A 6373-nucleotide genomic window follows, 5' to 3' on the forward strand; every position below is an offset into this window, starting at 1 on the left:
GGGGATAAATCACACAACGGCGCCGTCGTCGTAATCCTCGTCGTCGTCATCGCCGGACCGCAGGCGCCAGACCAGCGTGACCGCGCCGGCCACGATCGCGCTGAAGCCGAACAGCGTGACCAGATCGCCGTCCACCGGGATCAGGGTCGGGCGCAGGAACAGCACGAACCCGACCACGATGGCCAGCACGCCGGCGACCGCGTACTTGCTGAACCGGGGGAGCGGCGGCGGGGGCGGCGGGATGTAGCGGTCCTCGTCGTCGTCCGGGACGTCGGCGCCGAAGGTGTCCAGACCGTCCAGCAACGACGGTTCCGGCGCGGGCTGCGGATCGGTGCGCCGGCGGTTCAGGGTGATCCCTGAGATGTCCGTGGCGGACGGCATCGGGGGAGACGGGCGGGGCTGGTCGGCGCTCTCGGCCGCCTTCTCCTCGGGCAGGGTGTGGAAGCCGGCGATGATCTTCGCCCACTCGGCGTCGACCTCGGTCTGGCTGACCTCGGGCCGCGGCGGCGGCGTCGGGCTCACCCCGCCGGTCAGCTTGTGCAGCTGCTCGCGAGCGGCCTCGAGCTGGGTGCGGTCGACGAAGAGCCGGTCGGTCGGCCGGCCCGGGAGGGTGGTGGTGCGCAGCACCGGGTTGAGATCGGCCGACGGCTGGAGATACGCCGCGATGCCCGCCGCGGCCAGCACGTCGAGCAGGTGTTCGCCCACGCGCGGATCCACATCACCGGCCACCGCGTAATCGGCAGCGTCGAGCCCGTTGTCCCGCCGCCCGCGACGGGCGCCACCCGTAGACACCCTGGCACTCTCCCTCGCCCGTCCTGTCGGCAATGGTGACACGACAGGGCCCCTTTACGGGAGTGCGTCGTCGCGGCGCGCTCCCGGTACTCTCGTGTGACCTGACGCACTCGGAGAGGTCATCGGTGTTCTACTGGTTGCTCAAGTACGTCCTGCTCGGGCCGGTTCTGCTGCTGCTCTTCCGCCCGCGGGTCGACGGTCTGGCCAACGTGCCCGGGTCGGGGCCGGTGATCCTGGCCTGCAACCACCTTTCCTTCTCCGACTCGATCTTCACACCGCTGATCGTCCGGCGGAGGGTGACGTTCGTCGCGAAAGCGGAGTACTTCACCGGTAAGGGGGTCAAAGGCTGGCTGATGCGCCAGTTCTTCTCCGGCACCGGGACCATCCCGGTGGACCGCTCGGGCGGCAAGGCGGCCCAGGCGGCCCTGGACACGCTGCTGCGGGTCCTGCGCGAGGGTGACGTCGCGGGCATCTATCCCGAGGGCACCCGCTCGCCGGACGGCCGGCTCTACCGCGGCAAGACCGGCGTCGCCCGCCTCGCCCTGGAGAGCGGGGCGGTGGTGGTGCCGGTGGCCCATCTGAACTCCGACGAGATCCAGCCCACCGGAAAGATGATTCCCAAGGTCAAGCGGGTACGGATGAGGTTCGGCGCCCCGCTCGACTTCTCCCGGTACGCGGACCGCCGCGGCGACCGGTTCGTCGAGCGGGCGGTCACCGACGAGATCATGTACGAGATCATGACGCTGACCGGCCGCCCCTACGTCGATGTCTACGCCTCCACGCTGAAGACGACGGTCGAGAGCCCCGCGCCGAAGGCGCCGGCCGGGAGCCCCGCGCCGAAGGCCGGGGGCCCCGCCGAGCCCGCCGCTAGCGAGGCGCCTCCATCCCCGCGCGACGCCGCAGCGCCGAAACGTCCGTGACCACGATCCGCCGGCCCTCGGTGCGCAGCCACCCCCGGTTGGCGAAGGAACCGATCGCCTGGTTGACGCTCTGCCTCGAGCCGCCGGCCATCTCGGCCAGCTGACTCTGGTTGAGCTCGATGGTGATCATCGGCGCCTGACTCTCGCCGGCCAGCCGGACCAGGGTCTTGGCCACCCGGCCGGGCAGGTCGAGGAAGACGTGGTCGGTGTTCTGCTCGGTGAGCCGCCGGATCAGCGCGCCGACCGAGCGCATCACCGCGTCGAGGATGCGGGGGTTGGAATGGACCAGTTCCATGAACGCGGCCCGGGACAGGGCCAGGGCCTGGGTGTCCTCGATCGCCTCGGCCGAGGCGGACCGGGTCGACGCGTCGAGCAGCGAGACTTCGCCCAGGACATCGGGTGGGCGCGCCACGGTGAGCACCGCGCGTTCGCCTGAGGGTGCGGTGCGGAAGACGGCGACCGCCCCACGCTTGAGGATGATCAATGATTCGCCAGGGTCATGCTCCACAAAAAGAATCTGGCCCTTGCGATAGGTGCGCGGAACCGCCGCACCCAGTACACGGGCGCGTACCTCTGGTTCGAGGCCGGCGAACATATCCACGCTGGCCAGCGGATCACCGGGATCCGGCAGGCGATGGTCCACGACTCCATCCTCCCCGGTCAGGGCCTTGATCGCGCTGCTCGGGGGACGCCATCCCGATGAGCGACGATCACTCATAGCATGAAGAGCGCCCGGGGTGCCACGTGATACGTCAGTTGCAAAATTCGCGTCGCGAGGCGCTGTCCCCCTCCGATCATGCTCCAGCAATCGCTTTCTGTATAGACGACAATCGCGAAGCGTGATTGTCGCCCACGGTGTCCGTCGGATGTACGCGGCGTGCCGGAATAATCCTCCGCCGTGCCGGACGACGACCTCCTTCGATCCCTTCTGCGTGATCACTGGCATCTCGCGCCGAGCCGGATCACCGCCCTCGAGTGGGGTCAGATGTCCTGCGCCTGGGAGGTGCTCGCCGGCGACGAGCGGTACGTGTGCCGGCTGGTCGACGATTATGCCGCCCGCCCGGTGGAGGCCGGCTTGGCCGCGGCGGAACACCTGCGCGACTGGGGGATCGCGGTCGGCGCTCCCGTCCGTACCCTCGCCGGGGCCTTGACCGCGACCACCTCGACCGGCGTCCTCTCCGTCTCGCACCGCGTGCCGGGCCGGTCCCTGGCCGGCTGCGACCCGGTCGACCAGCAGTGGTGGGGCGACCGGCTCGGCGCCATGCACCGGGTGCTCCAGCGGTTCCACCACCCGGGCCTGCGCGCCTGGCAGCTGATCGACCTGGACGCGCCGCACCTGGGCGCCGAGCCGTGGCTGCGCCCCGCGGTCACCGACGCGGTCAACGCCGCCGTCCGGCTCACCGTCACCGACCGCCTCACCTACGGCGTGCTGCACGGCGACCCGGCCCCGGCCGGCTTCGTGGTCGACCCGGACACCGGGCGGGCCGGCCTGTTCACCTGCGGCGCGAGCGGCACCGGACCACTGGCCTACGACGTCGCCGCGGCCGTGGTGTACGCCGGCGGCCCGCCCGCCGCCGCCGAGTTCCTGGACGGCTACCTGGCCGCCGGGCCGGTGCACCGCGACGAGGTGGAGGCCGCGCTGCCGGTGCTGATCCGGTTCCGCTGGGCGGTGCAGGCGGACTGGTCGGCGCGGCAGCTCGCCGGTGGCGGGGCGTGCCCGGCGGAGGCGCGCCGGGCGCTCGCGACCGCACGGGAGGCCCTGGAGTCACCCGGCCTTTAGCCATGGGCGAGGATGGACCCGATGGTCTACCGCTATTTCTACGACTGCGAGTTCATCGAGGACGGCCGCCTGGTCGACCTCGTCTCGATCGGCGTGGTCGACGAGTTCGGCCGCGAGTTCTACGCGGTCTCCACCCAGTTCGACGACACCCGGGCCGTGCCCTGGGTGCGCCGCAACGTGCTCGACAAGCTGCCCAGCCCGGCCGACCCGGCCTGGCGCTCCCGCGAGCGGATCCGCGACGACCTGCACGCCTTCCTGATGGAACCGGTGAAGGGCCGCGACGAGCAGATCGAGCTCTGGGCCTGGTACGCGGCGTACGACCACGTGGCGCTGGCCCAGCTCTGGGGCGCGATGCCGGCCCTGCCCCGGGAGATCCCGCGTTTCACCAAGGATCTCCGCCAGCTCTGGGACGATCGGGGGCGGCCGCCGTTACCCACCGCGACCGGCCGACATGACGCTTTGGTGGACGCGAAACATAATCTTGCCCGCTGGCAGAAGATGAACGACGGGCCGTTTTGATCCGGGGTCGTGACGCCCACTACAGTGCGCATGCGGCCCCGGGCCCCCGGAACGGCAACGTTGCCGAAATGTCGAGGAGGCGTGCCGGGCGTCTCGCGTTCCATCTTTGGAAGGACGAGTCATCATGCGTATCGGCGTGCTCACCGGCGGCGGCGACTGCCCCGGTCTGAACGCGGTGATCCGGGCGGTGGTGCGCAAGGGCGTCGCCACGTACGGACACGAGTTCGTCGGGTTCCGGGACGGCTGGAAGGGCCCGCTCGAGGGTCTGACGAAGCCGCTCGGCATCGCCGAGGTGCGTGGCATCCTGCCGCGCGGCGGCACCATCCTCGGCTCCTCGCGCACCAACCCGTTCAAGATCGAGGGTGGCGTCGAGCGGATCAAGCAGAACCTGGCCGACCAGGGCGTCGACGCGCTGGTCGCGATCGGCGGCGAGGACACCCTCGGCGTCGCCACCAAGCTGTTCGACCTGGGCGTGAATGTTGTCGGCGTGCCGAAGACGATCGACAACGACCTGAACGCGACCGACTACACGTTCGGCTTCGACACCGCGGTGAACATCGCGATGGAGGCGATCGACCGGCTGCACACCACCGCCGAGTCGCACCACCGCACGCTGGTCGTCGAGGTCATGGGCCGGCACGCCGGCTGGATCGCGCTGCACGCCGGCCTGGCCGGTGGCGCGAACGTGATCCTGCTGCCCGAGCGCAACTTCGACGTGGAGCAGGTCGCGACCTACGTGACCAAACGCTTCCAGGTCGAGTATGCGCCGATCGTCGTGGTCGCCGAGGGCGCGCAGCCGCTCGAGGGCCAGATGCAGCTGGTCAGCCAGGAGAAGGACTCGTTCGGTCACGTGCGCCTGGGCGGCATCGGCCAGTGGCTGGCCGAGCAGCTCGAGGAGAAGACCGGCAAGGAGGCCCGCACGGTCGTCCTCGGTCACATCCAGCGCGGCGGCACGCCGACCGCGTTCGACCGGGTGCTCGCCACCCGCTTCGGCCTGCAGGCGATCGACGCCGTCAACGAGGGCGACTTCGGCAAGATGATGGCCCTGCGCGGCACCGACATCGCGCGGGTTCCGCTGGCCGACGGCACCGGCGAGCTGAAGACCGTCCCGATCGAGCGGTACGACGAGGCCGAAGTCTTCTTCGGCAGCTGAGCTGTCCGCCACTCCGGCCCTATTTGCGCGGGGAGAACTTGGGCATTCGGGTGCCGGGCGGCAGGTTGGGCTGGTCTCTACTGCAGGGGCTGGGCTTCGTCGGCGGGTGATCTCTTCGGAGGGGTTTCATGACGGTTGCGGTGATTGGCACTGGGAAGATCGGCGAGCTGGTTGTGAGCGGACTGCTCAGGGCCGGGCGGCCGGCGTCCGAGTTGCTGATCACCGCCCGTCGGGCCGAGCGGGGCAAGGAGCTGCACGAACGCTACGGCGTCCGGGTGGTCGACAACGTGACTGCCGTGCAGGAGGCGGACATCCTGGCCATCGCGGTGAAGCCGCAGGACGCCGGGACGCTGCTCGACGAGATCCGGGCCGCGATCCCGCCGGGCAAGCTGGTCGTCTCGCTCTGCGCCGGCCTGCCCACCAAGTTCTTCGCCGATCGGCTGCCCGAGGGCACCCCGGTGGTACGGGTCATGACCAACACCCCGGCGGTGGTCGACCAGGCCATGACCGCGATCTCGGCCGGTCCGCACGCGACCGCGTCACACCTGGAGATCGCCGAGGACATGTTCCGGCCGCTCGGCTCGGTCATCCGGGTGCCCGAGTCCCAGCAGGACGCGGTCACCGCGCTCTCCGGCTCGGGCCCGGCCTACTTCTACCTGCTGGTCGAGGCCATGGTGGACGCGGGCATCCTGCTCGGGCTGCCCCGGCAGGTGGCCCACGAGCTGATCGTGCAGACCGCCATCGGGTCGGCGATCATGCTGCGCGACTCCGGCGAACACCCGGTGAAGCTGCGCGAGGCGGTCACCTCACCCGCGGGCACGACCATCTCGGCCATCCGCGAGCTGGAGAATCACGGGGTACGCGCGGCCATGCTCGCCGCCCTCGAAGCGGCCCGTGACCGCGCCCGCGAGATCGCCGAGCAGAGCGCCGGCTGACTGACCGCCACTCCGGCTGACCTCCACTCCGGCCCTATTTGCGCTACCCGACGTCCGGCGTGATTCTCACCCCTGGTTGGTCCCCGCTTCGTCGCCTTTGGATGCGTTGTCCGGCTTTCCTCCAGCTTGGCGGGACCGCGTCCCTTCCGCTCGGCCGGGCTAACCCGCGCGCGTCCTCGCGGGGCTAGTCCCTGTCGCCTCTGGCGAGGTGGCCCGTTCCGGGCTGAAAATGGGTGTTGGTCGCTCGCTGACGTCGTGTCTCCTTGATCCGTAC

At 70.4% G+C, this 6373-nt stretch carries 7 protein-coding genes; 5 read left to right on the plus strand and 2 right to left on the minus strand.

All coding sequences use genetic code 11. From position 1 onward, the window contains the following. Window positions 1-9: 9 nt before the first annotated feature. Window positions 10-792, minus strand: coding sequence for a DUF308 domain-containing protein (locus AB0O15_RS36020; protein WP_364328372.1), 783 nt, complete (start codon window positions 790-792; stop codon window positions 10-12). 125 nt (window positions 793-917) lie between these two features. Between AB0O15_RS36020 and AB0O15_RS36025 the strand changes: the two genes are divergently transcribed. Then, window positions 918-1712, plus strand: coding sequence for a lysophospholipid acyltransferase family protein (locus AB0O15_RS36025; RefSeq protein WP_364328375.1), 795 nt, complete (start codon window positions 918-920; stop codon window positions 1710-1712). Here AB0O15_RS36025 and AB0O15_RS36030 read toward each other — a convergent pair. Further along, window positions 1660-2355 (minus strand): Crp/Fnr family transcriptional regulator, encoded by a 696-nt coding sequence (locus AB0O15_RS36030; protein ID WP_364328378.1) that lies wholly within the window; start codon window positions 2353-2355, stop codon window positions 1660-1662. The genes AB0O15_RS36025 and AB0O15_RS36030 overlap by 53 nt on opposite strands. 255 nt (window positions 2356-2610) lie before the next feature. On the opposite strand from AB0O15_RS36030, the gene AB0O15_RS36035 reads away from it, so the two are divergent. The 4 genes from AB0O15_RS36035 (at window position 2611) to proC (ending at window position 6099) form a co-directional block, all read left to right on the plus strand. Further along, window positions 2611-3492 carry a phosphotransferase gene (locus tag AB0O15_RS36035; RefSeq protein ID WP_364328381.1) on the plus strand — a complete coding sequence of 294 codons (882 nt, stop codon included), beginning with the start codon at window positions 2611-2613 and terminating at the stop codon, window positions 3490-3492. A gap of 21 nt (window positions 3493-3513) precedes the next feature. Beyond that, a complete protein-coding gene (locus tag AB0O15_RS36040; RefSeq protein WP_364328384.1) occupies window positions 3514-4011 on the plus strand; it encodes a polyadenylate-specific 3'-exoribonuclease AS in 498 nt (165 codons plus the stop codon). Between the two features lie 124 nt (window positions 4012-4135). Continuing rightward, window positions 4136-5164, plus strand: a complete 1029-nt coding sequence (locus AB0O15_RS36045; protein WP_364328387.1) for a 6-phosphofructokinase — start codon at window positions 4136-4138, stop codon at window positions 5162-5164. A gap of 128 nt (window positions 5165-5292) precedes the next feature. After that, window positions 5293-6099 carry a pyrroline-5-carboxylate reductase gene (proC, locus tag AB0O15_RS36050; protein ID WP_364328390.1) on the plus strand — a complete coding sequence of 269 codons (807 nt, stop codon included), beginning with the start codon at window positions 5293-5295 and terminating at the stop codon, window positions 6097-6099. Window positions 6100-6373: the final 274 nt, after the last annotated feature.

It is taken from the genome of Actinoplanes sp. NPDC089786, assembly GCF_040684855.1.
In the GTDB taxonomy this organism is placed as follows: domain Bacteria; phylum Actinomycetota; class Actinomycetes; order Mycobacteriales; family Micromonosporaceae; genus Actinoplanes.

Excerpts from the sequence above, each read along its gene's own strand:
- AB0O15_RS36040 (WP_364328384.1), top strand. The coding sequence starts at position 3,514 with ATGGTCTACCGCTATTTCTACGACTGCGAGTTCATCGAGGACGGCCGC.
- AB0O15_RS36045 (WP_364328387.1), top strand. The coding sequence starts at position 4,136 with ATGCGTATCGGCGTGCTCACCGGCGGCGGCGACTGCCCCGGTCTGAAC.
- proC (WP_364328390.1), top strand. The coding sequence starts at position 5,293 with ATGACGGTTGCGGTGATTGGCACTGGGAAGATCGGCGAGCTGGTTGTG.